Raw genomic sequence first — 22,997 nt, 5'->3', positions numbered from 1 at the left:
AATCGCTTTATGTCGCCTTGCTCTTGCGCTCGGCTATGAGGATGTGGTCGGCCGCAAGCACGACCTCGTCACGTTGGTTGATGACCTCGCAACGCTCGACGACGCGTCCGCTGCCGGACCGCTTCGGGTCATCATCCTTGGCGCTGATTGTTACGCGTGTGCGGATCGTATCGCCAATGAAAACCGGCCGAACGAAGCGCAGGCGATCATAGCCATAGGAAAACGCCACCGGATTGATCAGGCTTGCGGTCAGCCCAACGCCGATTGAAAAGATCATCGTGCCATGGGCAACGCGCTGACCAAAGGGGGTGGTCTTCGCAAATTCCGCGTCCATGTGATGCGGAAAGAAATCGCCCGTATGGCCGGCGTGCACCACGAAATCAGTCTCGGTAATGGTGCGTCCCGTCGTGACACGCACATGCCCGAGTTCATAGTCCTCGAAATAGATGGCTTGTTCGGACATTCAGGCCCCCGGCTTCAGAGCAAGCGGCGTTGCCGGGGCCGCGCTGGATTGGTAGGCTGCTTCGACCAGCGCCATTGTGTGCCACGAATCCTCGACGGAACTGACGAGTTCCTTGTCCTCGCCGCTGGCGAAGCGCTGCAGGTTGGCCATGCGCCCAACGAAAGCATCAGGAAACCATGCACCCAGCAAGGGTACGTTCATCCAGTCAGACCCGCCCTTCGGATAAATCATCAATTCGTCCGGCTCGCCGCGCGGGTAGTCGAGATTGACGCCGAGCTTCACATAGGCCGCGCCGTCGGTGCCGCTGACGCGGAATTCGCAGGCCTGGAATTTGCGCCCGAACTTGTGATCATGATTGACCGACAGCGAGCAACGCACCTTGTCGCCATAGTCGAGGATCGCACTCGTTCGCGTCTGCGCCACCTTGTGGTTGGGATGGCCGAGTGTCTTGGCGTGGACACCGAGCGGGTTGCCGAGGATCTGCCGGATCAGGTCGATATAGTGGATCGAGTGCATGGCGATCTCGACGCGCGGCAAGCCGTCCAAAAATGGCCACAGGGACCACGGCGTGTCCAAGGCGAGCCACGCATCGAAATCGACGACTTCACCTAACCGCCCTTGCGCGATCGCATCTTTCAGCGCGAGCATCATCGGTGCAAAGCGCAGCTGGAAATTGACCGCAGCGGTGATATTGCGCTCGCGGCAGATGCGAAGGATTTCGGAAGCTTCCGCAAGATCGCTGCCCATCGGCTTCTGGATCAACGCAAAGGAACCCTCCGGCAGGGCCTTCAATATATCGGCATGACGTGAAGGTGGTGTCGCAAGATCGAAGATCGCGTTTTCCACTGCGGCAGCCTCATCGACGGAGCCGTACGCTGTAACGCCCCATTCATCGGCCAGCTTTTTTGCCTTGGCCTGATCGGGATCGAACAGCCCGGCGATAGGAAATCCGCCTTTCCTGTAAGCTGGATAGTGCGCATCGCCGACGATGCTGCCCGCGCCGAAGGTCACGATCGGGCGTGGCTTCGCCGGAAGCGGCCAGCTTTGCTGCAAGGTTATAGGGTCAAAACTCATTATGCGGTCCTTCAATCGAGATGGAACACTTCGTCCATCATCGCCCACCACTCGCCTTCGGCCCGCGTTGCGAGCGGTACCTGACAGGGCATGCACACAGCCCACCATTCCTTGTTCTTCGGATTGGCAGCCATTTTTTCCATATCTGCCGCGAAATCTGTGCCGTGATATTCCCATGTGCCGAACAGGATGTTCTCCGGTTCGCGCAGGAAGATCGTGTAATTGCGGATGTTGCAGCTTGATATCAGCTCAAGGATTTCCGGCCACACCGCTGCATGCAGCCGCTTGTACTCGGCGACGTTGTCCGCATTCAGCCCGATCGTCATACCCATTCGTTGCATCGTCAGACCCTTATCTCGGTCGTGAATTCGTCGACGCTTCGACCTTTCACCGCATCCCAGTCCCAGTCTATACCTATGCCGGGCTCGGACGGCGCAATCGCATAGCCATTCTCGATACGAATCTGTGTGTGGGTAAGGTCATCCAGCTGCGGAATATACTCGACATATTTGCCGTTCTGCACAGCGCAGGTCAGGCTTACATGCAGCTCCATCAGAAAATGCGGACAGACCGGCATGTCGAACGCCTCTGCCGTGTGTGCCACCTTCAGCCAGGGCGTGATCCCGCCAATGCGACCGACGTCGACCTGAACGATGGAGCAGGCGCGCTTTTGCATGTACTCGCGGAAATGCCGGATTGAATAAAGCGACTCGCCGACGGCAATCGGCGTCTGGGTTGCCGACGAAAGCCGCACGTGACCGTCAATGTCATCCGCAGGTAGCGGTTCTTCAAACCAGGCAAGATCGATGTCGCGCAGCACCTGTGAACGGCGAATGGCCTCGTCCAAAGTAAAGCCCTGATTGGCGTCGGTCATGATCTCGAAACCGGAACCAACCGCGTCGCGAACTGCCGACAGCCGGTCCAGATCCTCGGAGCCATGCGGGCGGCCGATCTTGACCTTCGCCCCCTTGAAACCCTTGGCCTTCGCCTGCAGCGCGTCGTCAACCAGCGCCTGCTTCTCGATATGAAGCCAGCCACCCTCGGTAGTATAAAGTGGGCAGCGATCCTTGGCGCCGCCTGCCAGCTTCCATAGCGGCAGGCCCTGCTTCTTCGCGCGCAAATCCCAGAGCGCTATGTCGACGGCGGCAAGGGCGATCGCCGTGATGGCACCGATGGTCGTCGCATGGGTAGCAAACTCAAGCTCGCGCCAGATTGCTTCGATCTGGTCCGCATCCTTGCCGAGGAGACGCGGTGCCAGATGATCGGACAACAGCCGCATCACGGAGGAGCCGCCGGTGCCAATCGTATAGCTGTAGCCTGTCCCCACCGCACCATCGCTGTCGGTGATAGTAACGATCGGCGTCTCCTGGCTGACAAAGCTCTGGATCGCATCGGTACGCAGCACCTTTGGCGGCAAATCCACCATGCGCAATTCAACTTTTTCGATCTTGGCCATAGCACTATCCCCGCAAAGTTTTGCCGGTTTCAGGCGAGAACAGATGCGCCTGCGACAGGTCGAAACTGAATTTTACCATTTCACCGGTGTCTATGGTGCGAGGATTGAGCATGCGTGATACCCATTCGCGCTCTGCCATGGTTATGAAAAGCAACGTCTCATTGCCGAGCGGCTCCGTGATCGAAACAGGCAGTTCCATTTCGTGCACGTCTGTCGCTTCGCCGGAATTGATGCCGTGCCCTGTCGGGTAAATATCATCGGGGCGCAGGCCGAAAATCACTTTGTCGCCGGCCGTAACCTTGCTGCGGAACTCCGCCGGCAGTGGCAGGTTCTGCCCGCCGGCAAAAACCAACTTTCCATTATCCACAGTCGCCTCGTTGAGATTCATCGGCGGAGAACCGATAAACCCGGCGACGAACCGCGTGGCCGGCCGCTTGAACACTTCCTCGGGTGTGCCGACCTGCTCGATATGTCCATCGCGCATGATAACGATGCGGTCGGATAGCGTCATCGCCTCAACCTGATCATGCGTTACATAAATCATCGTCGCCTGCACCCTCGCGTGCAATCGCTTGATCTCGGTACGCACCTGCGTGCGCAATTTTGCATCGAGGTTAGAGAGAGGTTCGTCGAACAGGAATATGTCCGGCTTGCGGACGATCGCCCGGCCCATGGCCACGCGCTGACGCTGACCGCCGGAAAGTTGCGACGGACGGCGGTCCATATATTTGTCGAGATCGAGGATCGCCGCAGCCTCGTTGACCCGCGTATCGATCTCGGCTTGCGCGACTTTGCCGATCTTCAGCGAGAAGCCCATGTTCTCGCGTACTGTCATATGCGGATAGAGCGCATAGGACTGGAATACCATCGAGATGTTGCGCGCACGCGGCGGCAGGTCGTTCACCGGCTTGCCGCCAATTTCAACGATGCCGCCACTGATGTCCTCGAGCCCGGCGATCATGCGCAGTGTCGTGGATTTTCCGCAGCCGGAGGGGCCAACCAGGGCGATGAATTCGCGGTCCTTGACCTCAAGGTCGATGCCATGGACCACATCGACATTGCCATAACTCTTGACGAGCTTTTTGAGTGTTACGGGAGCCATGACAAGTTAACCTTTCACCGCGCCGAACGTCAGTCCGGATACGAGATGCTTCTGAATGATAAACGTTAAAGTCAGCGCCGGAATGATCATCACTACCGCAAGCGCGCACATGCCGCGCCAGTCGATGGTGAACTCCGATGTATAGTCGAGAAGGCCGACCGGCAGCGTCTTCGAATTCACCGACCGCGTGATCTGCGATGCAAGCGCATATTCGTTCCACGAGGTGAGGAAAGCGAAGATGCCTGCCGACGCGATACCTGGTCCCGCCAGTGGAAACTCGACCTGCCAGAACGCCTGCCAGCGCGTGCAGCCGTCGATCTGTGCGGCTTCCGCCAGATCCTTCGGCACCTGCCGGAAGAAGCCGTCGATCAGCCAGATCGTGAACGGCACGTTCAGCGCCACGTAGATGAGGATCATTGCGAAATGCGTGTCGATGATGCCGACACGGGCAAAGATCATGAACAGCGGCAGCGACAATGCGATACCCGGGACAGCGCGTGTCAGCATGAACCCGAGGAACACACCCGATTTTCCCTTGAACTTGTAGCGCGCAAAAGCATATCCGCCAGCCATGCCGATGATCAGCGCAATGATTGTCGAGGTGATCGAAATGATCAGGGAATTGCGGAAATATTCCCACACCGGAATGCCGCCCTGCCCGGCGCCGCCAAACATGGCACGATAGGCGTCGAGCGAGATGTCGCGCGGTATCCACACCGGTGGCTTCGCCATGATCTCGACTGTCGGTCGTAGCGAACTCAAGACAATCCACAGGCCCGGCATGCAGATGACCAGCATCGCCAGGAACAGGCCTATAAAATGCGCGACTTTGAGCCAGCGGCGTTTCAGGCGATGAGAACTGTTCTTGTCCATCTTACCACTCCGCTCCGATTTGCTGGCGCGCGGCAGCGAGTTTTCTGAAGAAATATACGGTGAACAGGATCGAAAGCAGGATCGAGATATATGCCATGGCATTGGCAAGGCCCATGCGCGCATCGCTATAGGCCGTGCGTCCGACCAGTGTCCACAGGAGTTCGGTGCGTTTGGCCGGCCCGCCATCGGTCATGATCTTCACGATGTCATAGGCCCGCGCCACATCCAGCGATCGTATCGTCATGGCGATAAAGGCAAAGGGCATCAGATATGGCCAGGTGACGTAGCGGAATGTCTGCCATGGCGTGCAGCCATCGACCCGCGCCGCTTCAACCGGTTCCTGGGGCATTGCCAGCAGTCCAGCCAGGATCAGGATGGCAAAGACGGACGTTGAAGACCACACCTCGGCAATGATGATTGAAAACAGCGCCAGATTGCCGTCGATCAGCCAGGGTATCGCATTGGTGGTCAGTCCGAGCGACTGCAGCGCATTATTGATGAAGCCGATATTGTCGTTGAACAGGAACTTGAACTGGAAGCCGACCAGTACCGGCGAGAACATCATCGGGAACATCATCAATGTCCGCAAGATGCGTTGACCGCGCGTCGCCTTGTTGACCAGCATCGCAAGGCCAAGGCCGAGGAACATCTCGGCATTCAGTGCGATGGTCAGGAGCAGGACCGTACGGCCAAACGCCGCCCAGAACTCGTAGTTGGTCAGAACGCTCACGTAGTTGCGAACGCCGATGAATACCCAGATCGATTCAGGCTTTGTCAGCCGGAATGGCGTGAAGCTCGAATAGAGCGAGAACAGCAACGGCAGCACGATAACGGCGGCGAGTACAATGATGGCAGGCAGCAGCAGAAGCGTCGGCGCTGATAGTTTGGGAAATTTCATCTGAAATATGGGCCTTCTGGACTCTGCATTTCCGCTTCAACCTTCCCCTTGTGGGGAGGTGGCTGCGAAGCAGCCGGGAGGGTGTTACCCGTTTCTCGTGCTGTGCTGATCGAAAGCTTCGCCCCGCACCTGAAGTCCCTCCCTCCCCACAAGAGAGAGGGACCGCAGTGCCTGCCATCAAAGCTTGCCGGCATCCTGGAGGATTTCGGTCGCCTTCTTGGCCGCGGTGTCGAGTGCTTCCTTGGACGTCTTGTCGCCAAGAATGGCCGATTGCAGTTCCGGATAGACGGCGTTGGAAATCTCGATCCATTCGGCTAATGGCGGAACCGGAAACGCGCTCTTTGCTTCTTCCTGGAAGGCGTTCAGTACTTCGGTCTTGTAGGGATCGCCCTTCGCCTGCTCAATGTCCCATTCCCAGACCGCCGTGCGTGTCGGCAAGGGACCGGCCTTGGCTTCGAGCTTCTGGCTGTCCTCGTTGGTCAGCCACCAGACGAGCGAGGCCGCAGCGTCCTTGTGGGCGCAGACTTCCGTCACCGAGAAGCCATGATGACCGGACCAGCCAGTGCGCTTGCCGGAGGAACCCGCAGGCGCTACCTTCACGCCGACGTTGCCTGCCACTTTCGACGATTTCGGATCGTTGAAGAAGCTCGCCCAGCCTGGCCAATCAAGATTGATGGCAATCGAGCCCGATGCAAAACCCTGGCCGAGATCGTCCCAGAGGTAATTGGTCGTGCCTGCCGGAACAGCTTTCGCTTTATAGAGATTGACGAACCAGTCGAGCGCCTTGACACCGGCTTCGGAGTTGAAGGCCGGCTTGCCGTCCTTGTCGATATACTCGCCGCCGTCAGCAATCAGCATTTCATAGAAACGGCCGTTGATCGCCTCTTCCTTGCCGGCAAACTGCGTGCCGTAAAAATCCGGCGCCTTGGTGAAGAAGATGGCCTGATCGCTGACCTGCTGCCATGTATCGGGCGGCGTCAGATCATAACCGTACTTTTCCTTGAAAGCCTTCTTGTTGGCCTCGTCGGCATAAATACTCTTCTGGTAATAGAGTGCGGAAACGTCGAACTGCGCGCGCGGCAGCATGACCAGTTTGCCGTCCAGCGTCGACGACTTGATGTTCGTCGGAACGAAGGCGGCGATTTCTTCCGCAGGAAGCAGCTTGTTCAGGTCGGTATAGATATCGGGATACTGCGGAGCGAACGACGAGTGGTTTGAGCCAACGCACCAATTAAGGCTGCCTGAAGCAATATCCGACTTTATCTCCTTGTCGAGTTCGAAATGGTTCTTCTTCGACAGGATGTTGACCTTGGCGCCGGTCAGCTTTTCCCATTCGCCGATACGCTCGTAAAGCGGCTCATATTGCTGTCCGCCGATAAGCTTGGCGTCGATCGTTACGCCGTCGAACTTTCCCGGCAGATCTGCACCAAGTGCTGCTTGCGCGCTGAAAATTGCGATGACGCCAGCCGAAACGCTGGCCAACAGATTTTTCATGGTTCCCTCCCGTAAATCGAGCGGCCGCTCCCCGGCTCTCGCAATTTCGTAACACCCACATATGAGCGTTTCATTCATATACAAACATTTATGTGCTTGACCGTCAAGCATGGAAACTGCTTTCTTAACGATATCGTCTTCGTATATGAGTAGGGAGCGAGGGGAGATTTGGCCATGATTGAGGAAGACGACAGCGATCGTTATCGCGCGCCTGCGCTTGATAAGGGTCTGGACATTCTTGAGCTTCTTTCCGGTATCGATGGCGGCCTCACGCAAGCGGAAATCGCCAAATTCCTCGGCCGCAGCCCCAATGAATTCTACCGCATGCTCGATCGCCTCGTACGCCGCGGATACGTGACGCGGCTTGAGGGCGATCGCTATTCCCTGACGTTGAAACTGTTCGGACTTGCCCAGTTGCATGCGCCTGTCCGCCGCCTTGCTTCCTATGCGACGCCCCTGATGCGCGAACTTGCGGTAATGTCGAAACAGGCCAATCAGCTCAGTGTTTTCGACCGCGGTGCCGCCGTTGTCGTCGCCCAGCAGGAGGCGCCGGATTATTGGGGCATTTCGATCCGGGTTGGTTCCCATATCAGCTTGTTCAACACCGGTTCCGGTCATGTGCTGCTGGCATTCCGCTCCAATGAAGAGCGCGCCTTGATGATCGCCGAGTATGAGCAGCATGCGGACGATATCGCCCAACCCCCAGATTTCCGCGAACGGCTCAACCAGATCCGCGAGCGCGGCTACGAGATCATGCCGAGCGCGCAGACGGCAGGGGTCTTCAACGTTTCGGCGCCAGTGCTCGGCCCTGATGGAAGGGCGATTGCCGCGTTGACCTGTCCCTATATTCAATTGCTGAATATCCCGGATGCGCCGGGCGTCGAAGATGCCCGCAAAATGCTGGTAGCCACCGCGCAGAAACTCTCGGAGCTTGCCGGGGCGGATGTCCTCCATTCGAGCGTATTGCGACAGGCGTAGTGGAGGAGAACCCATGACGGCCATGCCTTTGATCGACACCCATCTGCATCTCATTGACCAATCGGCGCTGTCCTATCCCTGGTTGTCGGGGACCGAGGCGCTGAACCGCAATTTTCTTTATGAGAAATACGCGCTGCAGGCTCATCGCGTCGGCATCACCCATGCGTTGCACATGGAGGTCGATGTCGCTCCGACGGACATACAGGCGGAGACGGATTATATTGCATCTCTCGCGAAGCGGAGCGGCAACCTGATTGCAGGTGCGATCTCGGCCTGCCGCCCGGAGCAACATGGCTTTGCAGCGTTCCTTGAGCGCCAACAGATCAACCCTCTGGTAAAGGGCTTCCGCCGTGTGTTGCACGTCATGCCCGATGAACTCTCGGAGCAGCCGCTCTTCCGCGAAAACATCCGAAAGCTTGGCGGCACGGGACTTACTTTCGATCTGTGTGTCTTGCCTAGACAAATTGACAAGGCGATTGCGCTCGTCGATCTCGCGCCGGATGTACAGTTCATCCTCGATCATTGCGGCGTTCCGGATATCAAGGCTGGAGCTCTCGATGAATGGCGCGGCAAGATCAGCCATATTGCGAAGCGTCCGAATGTGACCGCAAAGATTTCCGGTGTGGTCGCCTATGCGGATGCAGAGACCTGGCGCGTCGAAACGCTGGAGCCTTATGTGCATCATGTCATTGAGAGTTTCGGCTGGGACCGTCTCGTCTGGGGCAGCGACTGGCCTGTCTGTACCCTTGGCGGGGGCCTCGCCACCTGGATCGCAGCTACCCATGCCCTGCTTTCCGGCTGCAGTGAGGATGAAAAGACCAAGCTGTTTTCGGGAAATGCCCGACGGATCTGGAATTTGAACTAGCATCCCGTCTGAATAAGCTTGCCTGTCGTATCCTCGCGCTTTACCTCTGAAATTCACGATCAAGCTCAAAGATGCGGAGAACCAATGGCAGCGGAAATAAGCGGACCTGACCTTCTAAGTGTAGTCGTGCTGCTTGGGGCTGGCGTCGTCGCCGTGCCGCTGTTCAAGCGGCTCGGGCTCGGCTCTGTTCTCGGCTACCTCGCCGCCGGTCTGGTTATAGGCCCGTTTGGCCTCAAGTTCTTCTCCGACCCGCAGACGATCCTGCATGTCGCGGAACTCGGCGTTGTCATGTTCCTCTTTCTCATCGGCCTCGAAATGCAGCCATCCCGGTTGTGGGGATTGCGCAAAAGCATTTTCGGCCTCGGCGCACTGCAGGTCGGCATTTGCGCCCTGCTTCTGACCGGCCTCGGCATTGCTACGGGCTTTCCTGTTGCCCAATCATTCGTGGCCGGGGCTGGGTTCGTCCTGACCTCCACGGCAATCGTCATGCAGTTGCTGGAAGAGCGCGGCGAAACCGCCACCCCGCAGGGCCAGCGCATGGTTTCGATCCTGTTGTTTGAAGATCTCACCATCGTTCCGCTTTTGGCATTGGTAGCTTTTCTCGCGCCAATGAACGCCGAATCGGCTGGAGGATTGCGCTGGACAAACATTGCCATAGGCATCGGCGCGATTGCTGGCCTCATTCTCGCCGGCAAATACCTGCTCAATCCGCTATTCAGGTTCCTCGCGCAGTCGCGTGCCCGTGAAGTCATGACTGCAGCAGCCCTGCTGGTTGTTCTGGGCGCGGCACTGATCATGCAGTTTAGTGGTCTCTCCATGGCCATGGGCGCATTTCTCGCTGGCGTGCTTCTGTCCGAATCGACCTTCCGCCACCAGCTCGAAGCCGATATCGAACCTTTCCGCGGCATCCTGCTGGGATTGTTCTTCCTTGCCGTCGGCATGTCGCTTGATCTGAGCGTCGTCGCTGCCAACTGGCAGATGGTGCTGTTTTACGTCGTCGCGTTCAAGCTCATCAAGGGCATCGGGATATATATCGCGGCCCGACTGCTCAGATCGTCCAATCGGGAAGCGCTGGAGCGCGCGGCCATCATGGCGCAAGGCGGCGAATTCGCCTTTGTGCTCTACGCGGCGGCCACGGCAGTCGGCATACTCGACGGGGAAGCCAACGCCATCCTGACGGCGATCGTCATTTTCTCGATGGTGCTGACACCGCTTTTCCTCATCGCCTTGCGATATCTCATGCCCGAGGAAAAACAGGATCTCCAGGAGGTCGACATTGCGGAGGGCCTGACCGGCAATGCCCTCATCATCGGCTTTGGCCGGTTCGGTCAGATTTCCTGCCAACCTCTGCTGATACGGGGCGTCGACATCTCCATCATCGACAATGACGTAGAGATGATCCAGGCTGCGTCACAGTTCGGGTTCAAGGTCTATTATGGTGACGGCACACGGCTGGACATTCTCCACGCAGCAGGTGCCGGCCGGGCGCAGGCGGTGCTCATCTGCGTCGACAAGGCCGAAACAATCCTGACAATCGCCAACCTGGTCAAGGCCGAGTTTCCGATGGTCCAGATCTTTGCACGGGCCTATGATCGCGGCAACACGATCGAACTCATCAAACTCGGCGTCGATTTCCAGATGCGCGAGACATTCGAATCCGCATTGATCTTCGGCGAAAATACCCTGGTCGGCCTGGGTGTGGACCCGCAGGAGGCGGCCGACATTACGGCAGACGTGCGCCGCCGCGACGCCGAACGTCTTGACCTGCAGCTTGCCGGCGGCATTCGCGCCGGCGCCGATTTGATGAAGGGCAACGCGCCGGTTCCGGGTCCATTGATAAAGCCGCGGCAGACGGGCCGGGCTCTCAACGAAGAGACTGCGAGCGTGCTGCCCGCCGCACAAAATGCCGACGCCAACTAGGACGGGGGAAACAGTCATGCCTGAGATCGAGCAAACGACCATCACCGGCATCGTCAATTTCTGGCGTGAGGCGGGTGAAGACAAATGGTACGTCAAAGACGAGGAATTCGACGAAATTTGCCGCCAGCGCTTTCTCGATGATCACTACGCTGCCGCCCGCCGCGAATATGAAAGCTGGGTCGAAACACCCGAAGGTGCGCTGGCACTCATGATCCTGCTTGACCAGTTTCCGCGCAATTTCTTTCGCAACACCGGGCACATGTACGCGACCGACACGCTCGCGCGCCTTTATGCCGGCCGTGCGCTGGAAAAGGGGCACGACCTGTCATTCGAGCCGAAACTGCGCGCCTTCTTCTATCTGCCGTACATGCATTCGGAGAATGTCGATGACCAGCGCCGTTCGGTCGAGCTGTGCCGTGAAGGCGCCCCTGACAATCTTGAATATGCCGACCATCACTATGACATCATCCGCCGCTTCGGCCGCTTCCCGCACCGCAACGCCATTCTTGGCCGCACCACCACCGAGGAAGAGCAGGCCTTCCTCGATGGCGGCGGGTTTTCGGGGTAGAGGCGCTAGGACGCCGCCCCTTGCGTGTTCTGGCTCAAAGGAAGAAGAACTGCTCGGTCGGCTCTCCAGCGAATTTGTTTACGTAGAAGGCAAAATCGGCTCCACCGCCATCAACATCCCCCTCAATGATATTGTAATCAAAGTCGTCTCCTCCAGGGGTGTAAGACAACTGGCCGGCGCCATTGAGGAAGTTTACCCATTCAAATGCGTCGTTCACCTCTGTGTTGGTGGTGTTGGCGTCAATCAAGAAGAGATCGATTCTATCGCCTTCGCCGAGTAAAAAGTCTTGTATGAACGTAAACGCGGACGACAATTCTTCAACGGAAGCGAACGCAAATCGATCCGCCCCGAATCCCCCATAAAGAGTTTCATTGCCACCGGCACCAAACCCGGCAACCAGATTATCATTGCCGTCGCCGCCTACGAGCGTGTCGTTGCCGAAGCCACCGAAGAGTTGGTCGTCTCCGCCGCGACCGTCGAGGAAGTCATTACCGTCGCCGCCGAATAGTATGTGATCTTCTGAATTGTCGATCATACTATCGTCGAACGCCGTCAGGCTGTATCTCTCTATACCGGAGACGTTGTAGAGCCGCTCCTCACCGTCGTACGCGTACCGCATTTGGCTTGTGCTCGCAGTAGTGCCTGCGAGCGACGCGGTTTGGTCTGTCAGTTCAATGTCTACTTTGTCAGAGCGCTCATACATGTCCATGTGGTCGAACTCTTCGACCTCGGCGACGTTAAATAATGCGCCTTCGCCGCCGTTAATTAAAGAGCCACTAGCGCCGAAACCTTCGGTGTCACTCGCAACGAAATTGTCGTTGCCACTGCCGCCATCATATTCGTTAAGTCCGGCACTCCCGCGTAAATTATCGTCATCGTCGCCGCCAAACGACTTGTCGTCGCCAGGCCCGCAACGGATATCGTCATTGCCGGCGCCGCCTTCGATAACATCATCGCCATCACCGCCGTCCATCGTATCGTGGCCACCATCGCCGCGCATCCCATCGTTGCCGGCATCGCCCCGCATCCCATCGTTGCCTTCGCCGCCGTGCATCCCATCGTTGCCATCGCCGCCGGACATGTCATCATCGCCGCCGCTACCATGTTCCGAATCGTCGCCCCGGCCGCCCTCGATCGTTCCGCCTGCTGTCGCAAGCGCAGAGAAACCGGCAACCGCAGCAGCTGCGCCGCCAATGCTCAAGTGATCATTGCCATGGCCGCCGATCATCGTGTCCGCGCCGCCGCCGCCATCGACGGAAAAGCCGGTTAGACTGGCCGAGCCGTCGAAGACATCAGCGCCCGCCGTGCCAACGAATTTCTCGATAGATTTGAAAGTATCACCCGCCGCATCGCCGCCGCTGCTGACCCCGCCGCCAAGCAAGAGATGCACCGGCGCAGCACTGGTGGAATAATCGGCGGTATCTGTACCGCTGCCGCCATCGAGCACATCTGCGCCCGCACCGCCAATCAGAACGTCATTACCGCCCATGCCGTATAGCTTGTCGTTGCCGGCAAGACCCGCCAGCACATTCACCAGATTGTTGCCGGTGATCGTATCGGCAAACCCCGAGCCGACGACATTCTCGAAACCGGCGATGGTATCACCCTGCGCATGGTTGCCCGGACCGGAGCCAGAGCCGGAGGTTGTGCCGCCGCCGCTATCGTTGAGTGTCACCTTCACGCTTGAACCCGATTGCGAATAGCCGAGCGTATCACTACCGGCGCCTCCATTCATCGTATCGCCGCCGATACCACCCTCTATATAGTCATTGCCGTCTTGACCATTGAGCGTGTCACCTCCCATGCCGCCTTCGACAATATCCGAGCCGCCGCCGGCATTGATCGTGTCACCGCCGCCATTACCGAGAATATGCTCGTTGGCATTCGTGCCGTTGAAGGTGTCGCCGCCCGGACCGAGCGGAATTACAATTGTGCTTGGGTCTATGCCGAGAAGTTTCAGCAAGCCATTGGGTAGATTGATAGCCATGATAGTCCTCCCGTTCGCGCTGTGCGGGGAAGACCATCGTTTCGGGGCCCCTCACCCCTCACAACTGCGGACTACATCATACGCCTTACTATGGATTAAATAAAGATATTGATGAAAATTGATTTTAGTTGAAATATCTAATTCAAAAGAACTATATTTGTGAAGAGAAAGACTTAACGTTAACTGTTGAAAACGTTGTCATTTTAGAAATGCTACACGCAAGGCTGAGAATGATCGCTAACGGCAAATTCTCATCCGCCTCTTGTACGCCAGCCACCGGGCTGCCATTATGCCCGCATCTGGCACCTTTCAATTTCCACAATGACAGCCAGTCAAACAGGGACTGACCGCGCATCGATGCCGGACGATCAATCTGACGAGCCTCCAAGTCCGGACTTGCGAAGCATGCTGACCCTGCATATGCGGCGTCAGCAACCAATCCCTTCATTTCTTCGTTTCTCTTCTTCAACCTGCGCCGCAGGCGGATTTGCGCTCTCTTTTTCAAGCCAGTCCTCCCGCAGGGCCGCGCCGATCTATTGATTAAAAGGACCTGACTTCCCCATGGACTGGACACTGGACTGGATTGCCGACCCCAATGCCTGGATTGGTCTTGCCACGCTTGTCGTGCTGGAGATCGTGCTTGGCATCGACAATCTCGTTTTCATAGCGATCCTCGCCGACAAACTGCCGCCGCATCAGCGCAACCGTGCACGGCTTGTCGGCCTGTCGCTGGCGCTGATCATGCGGCTTCTGCTGCTCGCCTCCATTTCGTGGGTTGTCCGGCTGACCACGCCGCTGTTCAGCGTCGCCGGGCTGGATTTTGCCGGACGCGATATCATCCTTATTCTTGGCGGCGTCTTCCTGCTTTTCAAGGGCACGATGGAGCTGCACGAACGGCTGGAAGGCCACATGTCGGCCAAGGAGAGCAACGTCGCACATGCGGTTTTCTGGCAGGTCATTGCCCAGATCGTCGTCCTTGATGCCGTCTTCTCGCTCGATAGTGTCATCACCGCCGTCGGCATGGTGAAATATCTCGAGGTCATGATGATCGCGGTGGTGATCGCGGTTGGCGTGATGATGCTCGCATCGAAACCGCTCATGACGTTCGTCAACAAGCATCCGACCGTCGTCATTCTCTGTCTTGGCTTCCTCATGATGATCGGTTTCAGCCTGATCGTCGAAGGCTTCGGTTTCCATATACCGAAGGGCTACCTCTACGCTGCCATCGGCTTCTCCGTGCTTGTCGAAGCCGCTAATCAGATCGGACGACACAACCGTGAAAAGCGCATCACGACGATGGATTTGCGCGATCGCACGGCTGGTGCGGTCCTGAGACTTCTCGGCGGCGGGCGTAACGGAGATGCTCCGCACTCGGATACGCTCGACGTAATTGCCGAACAAAGCGCAGCAGGTGATGTTTTCCATCCAGAGGAAAAGGAAATGATCCGCGGCGTACTCGATCTCGTCGAGCGCCCGGTCCGTTCGATCATGTCGCCACGCAATGAAGTGGAATGGCTCGATCTCGACGAGACCAACGACGAGCTGCTCGCCGAAATCCGCACCCTCGCCCACAGCCGTGTTGTGCTTGCCCGCGGCCGCGTCGATGAATTCGTCGGCGTTGCGCTCACCAAGGATCTGCTTTTCGCCATTCTTGACGGCGGCAAGATCGATTGGACCAAGGTCACGCGCCAGCCGCTTATCTTCCATGAAAACGCCAATGTGCTTCGCGTCATGGAACAGTTGCGGGGTTCATCGGTGCAGATGGGCGTTATCCTCGATGAGCACGGCTCGTTCGAAGGCGTGGTTACACCAACAGATATTCTTGAAGCCATCGCCGGTGACTTCCCTGAAGAAGGCGAGGAGAGCCCGATCCTTGAACGTTCGGACGACGGTAGCATGGTGGTTGACGCCTATATCGACATCCGCCGTCTTGGCGGACTGATCGATCGCGATCTGGTCGATGAGGGTGATCGCTATACGACGCTTGCAGGCTATATTTTATGGAACCTTGGCCATATCCCGGCCGAAGGTGAGAGGCTCACCGTCGACGATCTCGAATATGAGATCGTCGAGATGGATGGCCGCAATATCGGCAAGGTGCGGATCTCCCCGACGCAAACGGCGGCGTTTATTTGAGATTTGAAAATATGGCTCCGCCTTACCCTCCCCCTTGTGGGTAGGGACGGAGCGAAGCGACGGGGAGGGGTCTTGTTGTGATTGCGAAGCGACGGGCGTCGAAGTAGATAATTAGAGAATAACCCTCCCTGCTGCTTCGCAGCGTCCCTCCCACAAGGGGGAGGGTGACCCGCCGCCCATATCTCGGAAATGGATTCAGCCGACTATATTCAACTCCCGAGAATGGCCTTTTTGAACGTATCGATGTTGTGGTGCATCATGTCGATATAGGTTGCTGCTCCTTCATCCGGCTTGGAAAGTGCATCCGAATAAAGCGTGCCTCCCACCTTCAGCTTGGTTTCGCTGGCAATCTGCTCGATCAGGCGCGGATTGGTGATGTTCTCGACGAAGATTGCCGATGCCTTGTCTTCCTTGACCTGTTTGATCAGTGCAACGATATCGGCAGCCGACGCCTCCGAGTCAGTCGAGATTCCCTCGGGAGCAAGGAATTTCAGGCCATATTCATGCTGGAAATAGCCGAATGCGTCATGCGACGTGATGATCAGGCGCTTTGATTCCGGGATCGAGGCAATAGCCGCCTTTACTTCCGCCTCCGTGGCGTCGAGCTTCTTGGTATAAGCCGTTGCATTGGTCTTGTAGCTGTCGCAGTTGGTTGCGTCCGCCGTGCAGAAGGCGTCAACGATATTCTTGACATAGATCTTGGCATTGCGGATCGACTGGAAGGCGTGCGGGTCATAAGCGCCGTGCTCCTCGGTTGCCGAAGCCTCGCCGGTACCGTGATCATGATCCTCCTCCGCGCTCTTTATCGGCTCGACACCCTTGGTCAATTCTACGATGGGCGCCTTGGTGGCGCTAGCCTCAACGAGGCGCGGCAGGAACCCCTCGAAATGCAGGCCGTTGACCAGAACCACATCTGCGCCGGCCACCGCTGCGGCGTCGGACGGCTTCGGTTCATAGACGTGGGCGTCGCCGTCCGGTCCTACCAGCGTCGTCAGTGAAATCTTGTCGCCGCCAACATTTTTGGCAAAGTCGGATATGACCGTGAAACTGGAGACAACCTTCAAGGCTTCCGCGGAAGCCGGGGAGTAACCGGCGCCAAGTAATAGTATAACATTCAATCCGGTGGCAAGTTTAAGAGCCTTCATCATAGCGTTTTCCTTATGTCTAAGCTGTTCTGTGGCGATAGGGTCGCAGCCGGCTGTTGACGATGCCGCGTGTCCCGAGGAGGATCGATCCGAGATAGATTGCCCCGGCCGACAGGATGATTGCCGGCCCGGAAGGCACGGAATAGTGGTAGGAGATCAGCAGGCCGCCTACGCAGGATACGCAGCCGATCACGATGGCCAGCGCGCACATCGGCCCCACCCGCGACGTCCAGAAGCGCGCTGCTGCCGCAGGAAGCATCATCAGCCCGACGGCAAGTAATGTACCAAGCGCCTGGAACCCGCCAACGAGGTTGATCACCACCAGCGCCAGAAAGATGAAGTGCACAGGCGTGCCAATGCGGCTGACCGATCGCAGGAACAGCGGGTCGAGACATTCGGCAACAAGCCCCCGCCAGAAAATTGCAAGGGTAACGACACTGATCGCCGAGATCATGCCGATCAGGCTCAACGCTTCATTGTTGAGCGCGAGAACTGTCCCGAACAGTACATGCATCAGATCGACATTCGATCCGCGCAGCGACACGATCAGAACGCCGAGCGCCAGGGAAATGAGATAGAAAGCCGCCATGGAGGCATCTTCTTTCTGGATCGTGAAGCGCGATACCGCACCCGCGCCAAGCGCGACGATGACACCGGCGATCAGTCCGCCAATGGTCATCGGTACGATCTGCAGCCCGTAGAGCAAAAACCCCACCGCCGCGCCCGGCAGGATGGCATGCGCCATCGCATCGCCGGTCAGACTCATGCGCCGCAGCATCAGGAAAACCCCAACCGGGCAGGAACCGAGCGACAGCGCCAGCGAGCCGACAAGCGCCCGTTGCATAAAGCTGTAGTCGACAAAGGGCGCGATGAAATACTCATACATGATCAAGCCGCTCCCCTCTTCAGTGAAGTTTGGGGCCCATTGTGATGATCGTCGGCGTCATGATGATGGACATGCGGATGAGCGTGATCGTGCACAAGGCCATGGGCGGCATCATCCTCGCACCAAGGCGCACCCTCTTCCCAAGCCTCGTGAAATTGTCTCGCCCGCAACAAATTATCGGCACGGAGCGTCTCGCGTGACGCACCCCAGGCGATCGGCTTGCGCGCCAGAAGCAGCGTTTCCGGGAAATGTTCGCGAACAAGATCGAGATCGTGCACAACGACCATAATCGTACGGTTCTCACCGTGCCAGCGTTTGATCAGATCGATCAGGTCGCTGACGGTCTTGGCATCGATCGCATTGAATGGCTCATCAAGCAGAATGAGATCCGCATCCTGGACCAGCACCCGCGCAAACAGGGCGCGCTGCAATTGTCCGCCGGACAGCGTGTCAACCGGACGCTTTTCGAAGCCTGCCAGTCCAACACTCATCAGTGCCTTCGAGACATGCTCGCGGTCTTCCGATGTAAATCTGCCAAGCAGGCCACGCTTCGGCCACAGGCCGAGCGAAACAAGATCGATCACGCGCGCCGGAAAAGACCGGTCGAGTTCGGATTGTTGCGGCAGGTAGGCGATCCGTACATTTTTTTCGACAACGCACGAACCGGACATCGGTTTGAGAACCCCGACAATCCCCTTCATCAGCGTCGACTTGCCCGATCCGTTGGAGCCGACGACGGCTGTCAGCGAGCCACGGCGAACACCGCCGCTCAAGTGATGGACGGCCGGATGCCTATGATAGCCAAGCGTCAGATCGTGAAAGGTCAGGCAGTGTTCAGTCATCGGATAGCCGCATCTTGAAGTTGAGCATTTCGATATGTGATGTTATTACATTTGTCAACGATGGCAAATTTGAGGACCGGGAAAATTAATGTATCTACTGGCGGAAAAGACAAATATTTCCTATGTCTTGAGGATCAACAAGGAGCTAATCGGGCAATGACCGCTACGCAAGAGCTGACAAAAAACCAATCGCTGGTTTTCAACGCGTTGGCTCGCGCCGATGGGCCGCTCAGTGCCTATACGATCCTCGACCAACTGCGAAATGACGGCTTCCGCGCCCCGCTACAGGTCTATCGCGCCCTCGACAAGCTGCTCGACTACGGCATGATTCACCGGCTCGAGAGCATCAATGCCTTCGTCGCCTGTGCGCATCCTCACACCCATAGCCACGGCCACGGGATGATTGCCTTTGCCATTTGCGAGAAATGCGGTCAGGTCTCGGAATTCTCGGATGATGTCATCACCGGCCGGGTCCGCGAATGGACCAATGGCAATGGTTTCAAGCAGTCAAAGACGACGATTGAAATCCGCGGCGTCTGTGCCAATTGCAGCACGGCATAACGGGACTATTGTTTCTTATACGCCTTGAGGAACATATCGACGCCGGACGTTACCGTCTTGCGGATCTGCTCCTCCGATGGCGGATTATCCATGCATCCAAACAGCCGGCGCCTCAGCATACCCGTGACCATCAGGTCGGACAGCTGATAGGTAGCAAGTTCGGTATCTTCAATATCGAGATCGCCCGCGGCAACATGTTTGTCCAGAAATGCCTTCAACAAAGCCTGTCCCCGCTTTGGACCGTTCTCATAAAAGCTCTGGCTCATCGAGGGCATGCGCTCGGCAACGCTGATGACCACCCGTTGCGCCCGAATGACAACATCGGAAGTGACCTTGAGTGATAATGCCGTACCAAAAGCAATAAGCGCTTCACGCAAGTCATGGTCGCCTTCCAAGGCAGAATAAATGCCGCTGAACAGCTTGTCGCGATAGGCAAAGCATAGCTCCATGAAGAGCTCTTCCTTGCTATCGAAATAGACATAAATCGTCCCCTTCGACACGCCGGCTTCACGTGTTATATCGTTCATGCTCGCGGCATCGAAGCCCATCTGCGAGAAAACGCGGTCGGCGCCTTCAAGGATCTGCTGGCGCTTGGCCGGATCCTGACCAGCTGCCAATCGCCCCTGCCGCTCGTCCGCAGCTACCACCGCTTCCAAGGCAGACGCCTTTATCGATGACACGCGGGACGTCTTCGTAGATGACATTTTAATCTCGTTTCCTCTTTTTTGATTCTTTTTCGAACCAATCGGTTCGATGCACTTGATATGCGCTCTCATTTGCGCTATGTCAATCATCGAACCGATTGGTTCTATCACAATTGTGAGCGCATATCTTTAGAAAGAGCCTCCCATGTCTGCGTCAAACGCCAAGAATGAAGCTGAAATCCGTCAGTTCCCGGCCCCGGCTCCTGCTTCAAAAGCGGAAGCACCAGTAAAGCCCGATGCTCCTGTAACGGAAGCACCGCAGCCCGATGTTGCCGCGCAAGCGCCTGAAAAGCCCAAGCGCTCGGCCAAGCGCTTCGTATTGCCCACACTGGTTGTCGCGGCGATTGGCGCCGGCGGCTGGTATGGTTATGAATACTGGACTACTGGCCGCTTCATGGTTTCGACCGACGACGCATATATCCAGGGTGACATTACGGCGATTGCACCGAAAGTCACCGGCTATATTGACAGGATCGATGTCGTTGCCAATCAGCGCGTAAAAGCTGGCGATCCGCTGGTAACGCTGGATAATGGCGACTATACGATTGCCGAAGAGCAGGCTGAGGCCCAGATCGCGACGGAAAAGCTCTCACTCGATCGCATCAATGCGCAGATCGTTGCCGCCAAAGCTTCGCTGCAGCAGGCTCAGGCCGGCAAGCTCAACGCGCAAGCCGTCTTGACCAATGCGCAGGCTGGATCTGTGCGCGCCAAGCAACTCCACGCAACAAGCTTCGCCTCGCAGTCGCAACTCGATGATGCAACAGCGGCTCTTGATCAGGCAAAGGCCAATATCGCCTCCGCCGATGCACAGATTGCAGCCGCCGATGCCAATGTCGGTGTGCTCGAGGCCCAGTACAAGGAAGCCGAAGGCTCGATCCGGTCGCTTGAACTTGCCAAGGATAAGGCAGCGCGCGATCTCGGCTTCACAATTATCCGCGCCCCTGTTGATGGGGTTATCGGCAATCTTGCCGCCAAGACAGGTGACCTCGTCAGCCCCGGCCAGCGTCTTGCCGCTCTTGTTCCTGTAAACGCGCTCTATATCGACGCGAATTACAAGGAAACGCAGCTGCGTGACATCGTTGTCGGCCAGAAAGTTGAGGTAACGGTCGATGCCCTGTCCGGCGATACGTTCGAAGGCACTGTCGCCTCCATCGCCCCGGCCTCAGGCGCTGTCTTCTCGCTGCTGCCGCCGGAAAACGCGACGGGCAACTTCACCAAAGTCGTTCAGCGCGTGCCCGTTCGTATCGCCCTGCCCGCCGACGCCCTGGCGAGCGGCAAGCTTCAGGCTGGCCTGAGTGTAGTCGTCGACGTGGATACACGGACAACACCCAAGCAGTAATCCGAACTCCTGACAGGTCGAAAGTCATGTCGAAAGCCACCACCATCGGAGGTCCGGGAGCACCCGCTGTTCCGGACGAACATATCGATCCGAAGAAAGCCATCGCCTTTTTGGCGATGGTGTTCGGCATGTTCATGGCGATTCTCGACATCCAGATTGTCTCGGCGTCACTCGCCGAGATCCAGGCAGGGTTGAGCGCAAGTTCCGACGAGATTTCGTGGGTTCAGACGTCGTATCTGATCGCCGAAGTCATCATGATCCCGCTGTCCGGTTTTCTAGGGCGGCTTGTCTCGACACGCATTCTCTTTTCCGTTTCGGCAGCCGGCTTCACTGCCGCAAGTGTGCTTTGTGCCACCGCAACGAACATCGACCAGATGATCGTCTACCGCGCCATTCAAGGCTTCATCGGTGGCGGCATGATTCCAAGCGTTTTCGCTGCAGCGTTCACGATCTTCCCGCCATCGAAACGCTCGATCGTCTCGCCGATGATCGGCCTCGTGGCAACGCTCGCCCCGACCATTGGACCGACTGTTGGCGGCTATCTGAGCAACGCCTTTTCCTGGCACTGGCTTTTTCTTGTCAACGTCATTCCCGGCATTGCCGTGGCGATTGCCGCATGGAACCTGATCGATTTCGACAAGGGCGACCGTTCGCTGCTCAACAAGTTCGACTGGTGGGGTCTTGCCGCCATGGCAGCCTTCCTTGGCTCGCTCGAATACGTGCTGGAAGAAGGCCCGCGTAACGACTGGTTGCAGGATAACGCCGTGTACTATTGCGCCATCGTCATGGTTTTCGGCGGCATCACCTTCTTCTACCGTGCCTTCACCGCGGAACAGCCGATCGTCGATCTCTTTGCATTCAAGAACATCAACTTTGCCTTCGGCTCGGCATTTTCTTTCGTGCTCGGCATCGGCCTCTATGGCCTGACCTACGTCTACCCGGTCTACCTTGGCCAAGTCAGGGGTTATGACGCCCTGATGATCGGAGAAGCGCTCTTCGTCAGTGGTCTGTGCATGTTCCTGACAGCACCGGTAGCCGGCTTCCTCTCCGGCCGTATGGATCCGCGCATCATGATCATGATCGGCTTCCTTGGCTTTGGCGCCGGCACCTGGACCATGACGCATCTGACTGCGGACTGGGATTTCCATGAACTGCTGATTCCGCAAATCTTCCGCGGCGTGTCACTGATGCTCTGCATGGTGCCCATCAACAATCTTGCGCTCGGCACCCTTCCCCCTGCCCGTCTGAAGAACGCCTCTGGCCTGTTCAATTTGATGCGCAATCTCGGCGGTGCCGTAGGTCTCGCAGTCATCAACCAGGTTTTGACCGACCGCGGCGCCATGCACTATGCCCGTCTTTCTGAAAGCGTGAATTGGGGCAATCCGGAAGCGGAAGACCTGATGAGAACGATGAGCAACAACTTCACAGCGCATGGCCTCGATGGACCGACAACCGCGCTCAGCAAAATTTCCGGCATGGTCCACCTGCAGGCATCGCTGCTTTCGTTTATGGATGTTTTCTACATCCTGACAATATTGTTCGCTTCCCTTGCGGTCTTCGCCGTGATGATGCGCAAGCCGGGCGCGCCAGCTGAAGGCGGTGGCGGCGGTCACTAAGGATTGACGGCCGCATGATTCTGCGCTGAAACGCTTAGCCCCCTAATCTCTTACCATATTGCTCGATGCCCTGCCATCCCGGGCGCCAAT

The 22,997-nt window shown here is 57.4% G+C and carries 22 protein-coding genes; 8 read left to right on the top strand and 14 right to left on the bottom strand.

Translation table 11 applies throughout. The features are described from left to right. Positions 1–7 precede the first annotated feature (7 nt). The 8 genes from C7476_RS12650 to C7476_RS12615 form a co-directional block, all read right to left on the bottom strand. Positions 8–463, bottom strand: a complete 456-nt coding sequence (locus C7476_RS12650; RefSeq protein ID WP_112530467.1) for a MaoC/PaaZ C-terminal domain-containing protein — start codon at positions 461–463, stop codon at positions 8–10. Beyond that, entirely contained in the window at positions 464–1,537 is a 1,074-nt protein-coding gene (locus C7476_RS12645) for a Gfo/Idh/MocA family protein (RefSeq protein WP_114430279.1), read from the bottom strand. It lies immediately after the preceding gene. Positions 1,538–1,548: 11 nt separating this feature from the next. Further along, positions 1,549–1,878, bottom strand: coding sequence for an L-rhamnose mutarotase (locus C7476_RS12640; RefSeq protein WP_114430278.1), 330 nt, complete (start codon positions 1,876–1,878; stop codon positions 1,549–1,551). Positions 1,879–1,880: 2 nt separating this feature from the next. Continuing rightward, positions 1,881–2,993, bottom strand: a complete 1,113-nt coding sequence (locus C7476_RS12635; protein WP_114430277.1) for a mandelate racemase/muconate lactonizing enzyme family protein — start codon at positions 2,991–2,993, stop codon at positions 1,881–1,883. Between the two features lie 4 nt (positions 2,994–2,997). Then, positions 2,998–4,095: an ABC transporter ATP-binding protein gene (locus C7476_RS12630; protein WP_114430276.1), complete on the bottom strand. Its 1,098-nt coding sequence runs from the start codon at positions 4,093–4,095 to the stop codon at positions 2,998–3,000. A gap of 6 nt (positions 4,096–4,101) precedes the next feature. Continuing rightward, positions 4,102–4,968: a carbohydrate ABC transporter permease gene (locus tag C7476_RS12625; RefSeq protein WP_114430275.1), complete on the bottom strand. Its 867-nt coding sequence runs from the start codon at positions 4,966–4,968 to the stop codon at positions 4,102–4,104. Position 4,969: 1 nt separating this feature from the next. Then, positions 4,970–5,866: a carbohydrate ABC transporter permease gene (locus C7476_RS12620; RefSeq protein WP_114430274.1), complete on the bottom strand. Its 897-nt coding sequence runs from the start codon at positions 5,864–5,866 to the stop codon at positions 4,970–4,972. 177 nt (positions 5,867–6,043) lie between these two features. Beyond that, positions 6,044–7,360, bottom strand: coding sequence for an ABC transporter substrate-binding protein (locus tag C7476_RS12615; RefSeq protein ID WP_114430273.1), 1,317 nt, complete (start codon positions 7,358–7,360; stop codon positions 6,044–6,046). Between the two features lie 174 nt (positions 7,361–7,534). On the opposite strand from C7476_RS12615, the gene C7476_RS12610 reads away from it, so the two are divergent. From C7476_RS12610 to C7476_RS12595, 4 genes are all read left to right on the top strand, one after another. Then, entirely contained in the window at positions 7,535–8,338 is an 804-nt protein-coding gene (locus C7476_RS12610) for an IclR family transcriptional regulator (RefSeq protein WP_425373976.1), read from the top strand. Positions 8,339–8,351: 13 nt separating this feature from the next. Continuing rightward, a complete protein-coding gene (locus C7476_RS12605; RefSeq protein ID WP_425373975.1) occupies positions 8,352–9,203 on the top strand; it encodes an amidohydrolase family protein in 852 nt (283 codons plus the stop codon). Between the two features lie 84 nt (positions 9,204–9,287). Continuing rightward, a complete protein-coding gene (locus C7476_RS12600; protein WP_114430272.1) occupies positions 9,288–11,123 on the top strand; it encodes a monovalent cation:proton antiporter-2 (CPA2) family protein in 1,836 nt (611 codons plus the stop codon). Positions 11,124–11,139: 16 nt separating this feature from the next. After that, positions 11,140–11,691, top strand: coding sequence for a DUF924 family protein (locus tag C7476_RS12595; protein ID WP_114430271.1), 552 nt, complete (start codon positions 11,140–11,142; stop codon positions 11,689–11,691). Positions 11,692–11,725: 34 nt separating this feature from the next. Here the strand turns inward: C7476_RS12595 and C7476_RS12590 are convergent, their stop codons facing one another. Both C7476_RS12590 and C7476_RS12585 read right to left on the bottom strand, forming a co-directional pair. Then, complete coding sequence (locus C7476_RS12590) at positions 11,726–13,678, bottom strand: calcium-binding protein (RefSeq protein ID WP_114430270.1); 1,953 nt, start codon at positions 13,676–13,678, stop codon at positions 11,726–11,728. Positions 13,679–13,829: 151 nt separating this feature from the next. After that, positions 13,830–14,183, bottom strand: a complete 354-nt coding sequence (locus C7476_RS12585) for a hypothetical protein (RefSeq protein ID WP_114430269.1) — start codon at positions 14,181–14,183, stop codon at positions 13,830–13,832. A gap of 56 nt (positions 14,184–14,239) precedes the next feature. Between C7476_RS12585 and C7476_RS12580 the strand changes: the two genes are divergently transcribed. After that, complete coding sequence (locus tag C7476_RS12580; protein ID WP_114430268.1) at positions 14,240–15,814, top strand: TerC family protein; 1,575 nt, start codon at positions 14,240–14,242, stop codon at positions 15,812–15,814. Between the two features lie 209 nt (positions 15,815–16,023). Here C7476_RS12580 and aztC read toward each other — a convergent pair whose 3' ends face one another. From aztC to aztA, 3 genes are read right to left on the bottom strand one after another with little or no spacing between them, the layout of a single operon-like run. After that, positions 16,024–16,962, bottom strand: a complete 939-nt coding sequence (gene aztC / locus C7476_RS12575) for a zinc ABC transporter substrate-binding protein AztC (RefSeq protein ID WP_114430267.1) — start codon at positions 16,960–16,962, stop codon at positions 16,024–16,026. Positions 16,963–16,978: 16 nt separating this feature from the next. Next, on the bottom strand, positions 16,979–17,845 hold the full coding sequence (gene aztB, locus C7476_RS12570) for a zinc ABC transporter permease AztB (RefSeq protein WP_114430266.1): 867 nt from the start codon (positions 17,843–17,845) through the stop codon (positions 16,979–16,981). 2 nt (positions 17,846–17,847) lie between these two features. Then, the gene (gene aztA, locus C7476_RS12565) at positions 17,848–18,687 is read right to left on the bottom strand and encodes a zinc ABC transporter ATP-binding protein AztA (RefSeq protein WP_114430265.1); all 840 of its coding nucleotides are present in this window, start codon (positions 18,685–18,687) and stop codon (positions 17,848–17,850) included. A 156-nt stretch (positions 18,688–18,843) separates the two neighbouring features. On the opposite strand from aztA, the gene C7476_RS12560 reads away from it, so the two are divergent. Beyond that, positions 18,844–19,248: a Fur family transcriptional regulator gene (locus C7476_RS12560; RefSeq protein ID WP_114430264.1), complete on the top strand. Its 405-nt coding sequence runs from the start codon at positions 18,844–18,846 to the stop codon at positions 19,246–19,248. Between the two features lie 5 nt (positions 19,249–19,253). On the opposite strand, the gene C7476_RS12555 is transcribed toward C7476_RS12560, so the two are convergent. Next, entirely contained in the window at positions 19,254–19,952 is a 699-nt protein-coding gene (locus C7476_RS12555; protein WP_114430449.1) for a TetR/AcrR family transcriptional regulator, read from the bottom strand. 145 nt (positions 19,953–20,097) lie between these two features. On the opposite strand from C7476_RS12555, the gene C7476_RS12550 reads away from it, so the two are divergent. After that, on the top strand, positions 20,098–21,291 hold the full coding sequence (locus C7476_RS12550) for an HlyD family secretion protein (RefSeq protein WP_114430263.1): 1,194 nt from the start codon (positions 20,098–20,100) through the stop codon (positions 21,289–21,291). Positions 21,292–21,317: 26 nt separating this feature from the next. Then, complete coding sequence (locus C7476_RS12545) at positions 21,318–22,907, top strand: DHA2 family efflux MFS transporter permease subunit (protein ID WP_114430262.1); 1,590 nt, start codon at positions 21,318–21,320, stop codon at positions 22,905–22,907. The last annotated feature ends 90 nt before the right edge of the window (positions 22,908–22,997 follow it).

It is taken from the genome of Phyllobacterium bourgognense (assembly GCF_003337575.1).
GTDB lineage: Bacteria > Pseudomonadota > Alphaproteobacteria > Rhizobiales > Rhizobiaceae > Phyllobacterium > Phyllobacterium bourgognense.
This window is presented reverse-complemented; position numbering and strand designations above follow the sequence as displayed.

Bases quoted from the DNA above. Each gene is read 5' to 3' on its own strand.
- aztC (WP_114430267.1), bottom strand. From the start codon at position 16,962: ATGATGAAGGCTCTTAAACTTGCCACCGGATTGAATGTTATACTATTA.
- C7476_RS12600 (WP_114430272.1), top strand. From the start codon at position 9,288: ATGGCAGCGGAAATAAGCGGACCTGACCTTCTAAGTGTAGTCGTGCTG.
- C7476_RS12560 (WP_114430264.1), top strand. From the start codon at position 18,844: ATGACCGCTACGCAAGAGCTGACAAAAAACCAATCGCTGGTTTTCAAC.
- C7476_RS12615 (WP_114430273.1), bottom strand. From the start codon at position 7,360: ATGAAAAATCTGTTGGCCAGCGTTTCGGCTGGCGTCATCGCAATTTTC.
- C7476_RS12630 (WP_114430276.1), bottom strand. From the start codon at position 4,095: ATGGCTCCCGTAACACTCAAAAAGCTCGTCAAGAGTTATGGCAATGTC.
- C7476_RS12620 (WP_114430274.1), bottom strand. From the start codon at position 5,866: ATGAAATTTCCCAAACTATCAGCGCCGACGCTTCTGCTGCTGCCTGCC.
- C7476_RS12590 (WP_114430270.1), bottom strand. From the start codon at position 13,678: ATGGCTATCAATCTACCCAATGGCTTGCTGAAACTTCTCGGCATAGAC.
- aztB (WP_114430266.1), bottom strand. From the start codon at position 17,845: ATGTATGAGTATTTCATCGCGCCCTTTGTCGACTACAGCTTTATGCAA.
- C7476_RS12610 (WP_425373976.1), top strand. From the start codon at position 7,535: ATGATTGAGGAAGACGACAGCGATCGTTATCGCGCGCCTGCGCTTGAT.
- C7476_RS12580 (WP_114430268.1), top strand. From the start codon at position 14,240: ATGGACTGGACACTGGACTGGATTGCCGACCCCAATGCCTGGATTGGT.
- C7476_RS12555 (WP_114430449.1), bottom strand. From the start codon at position 19,952: ATGTCATCTACGAAGACGTCCCGCGTGTCATCGATAAAGGCGTCTGCC.
- C7476_RS12640 (WP_114430278.1), bottom strand. From the start codon at position 1,878: ATGCAACGAATGGGTATGACGATCGGGCTGAATGCGGACAACGTCGCC.
- C7476_RS12625 (WP_114430275.1), bottom strand. From the start codon at position 4,968: ATGGACAAGAACAGTTCTCATCGCCTGAAACGCCGCTGGCTCAAAGTC.
- C7476_RS12650 (WP_112530467.1), bottom strand. From the start codon at position 463: ATGTCCGAACAAGCCATCTATTTCGAGGACTATGAACTCGGGCATGTG.
- C7476_RS12605 (WP_425373975.1), top strand. From the start codon at position 8,352: ATGACGGCCATGCCTTTGATCGACACCCATCTGCATCTCATTGACCAA.
- C7476_RS12645 (WP_114430279.1), bottom strand. From the start codon at position 1,537: ATGAGTTTTGACCCTATAACCTTGCAGCAAAGCTGGCCGCTTCCGGCG.
- aztA (WP_114430265.1), bottom strand. From the start codon at position 18,687: ATGACTGAACACTGCCTGACCTTTCACGATCTGACGCTTGGCTATCAT.
- C7476_RS12550 (WP_114430263.1), top strand. From the start codon at position 20,098: ATGTCTGCGTCAAACGCCAAGAATGAAGCTGAAATCCGTCAGTTCCCG.
- C7476_RS12595 (WP_114430271.1), top strand. From the start codon at position 11,140: ATGCCTGAGATCGAGCAAACGACCATCACCGGCATCGTCAATTTCTGG.
- C7476_RS12635 (WP_114430277.1), bottom strand. From the start codon at position 2,993: ATGGCCAAGATCGAAAAAGTTGAATTGCGCATGGTGGATTTGCCGCCA.
- C7476_RS12545 (WP_114430262.1), top strand. From the start codon at position 21,318: ATGTCGAAAGCCACCACCATCGGAGGTCCGGGAGCACCCGCTGTTCCG.